Annotated in this window: 1 protein-coding gene; it reads left to right on the top strand. The window is 73.7% G+C overall.

Features of this window, described 5'->3' with window-relative positions; all coding sequences use genetic code 11:
* Positions 1 to 354, top strand: a 354-nt coding sequence (locus BZY54_RS46015) for an NAD-dependent epimerase/dehydratase family protein (RefSeq protein ID WP_143668340.1), incomplete at its 5' end; no start/stop codon positions are given.
* Positions 355 to 396 lie beyond the last annotated feature (42 nt).

Below are 396 nucleotides of genomic sequence, written 5' to 3'. Positions count from 1 at the left end.
AGCGGCGCGCCGGAGGTCGTGCTGTGGGGCACCGGCACCCCGCGCCGGGAGTTCCTGCACGTCGACGACGTGGCCGCGGCCTGCGCCCTGCTCCTGGAACGTTACGACGGCGACGGCCCGGTCAACATCGGCTGCGGCGAGGACCTGCCGATCAGCGAACTCGCCGAAGTCGTGGGCGAGGTGACGGGCTATGAGGGCAACACCGTCTGGGACACCGGCAAGCCGGACGGCACCCCGCGCAAGCTTCTGGACGTCTCCCGGCTCACCGCGCTCGGCTTCAAGCCGGCCGTGGCACTGCGCGACGGCATCGCCGCGACGTACGAGTGGTGGCTGACCCAGCGGCGAACGGGCTGAGGAGCCCGGCCGACGGGCCGAGCCGTCCGGCAGGGCGCCGGC

The sequence above is a fragment of the Streptomyces carpinensis genome (assembly GCF_002154505.1).
GTDB classification, from domain to species: Bacteria; Actinomycetota; Actinomycetes; order Streptomycetales; family Streptomycetaceae; genus Streptomyces; species Streptomyces carpinensis.
This window is presented reverse-complemented; position numbering and strand designations above follow the sequence as displayed.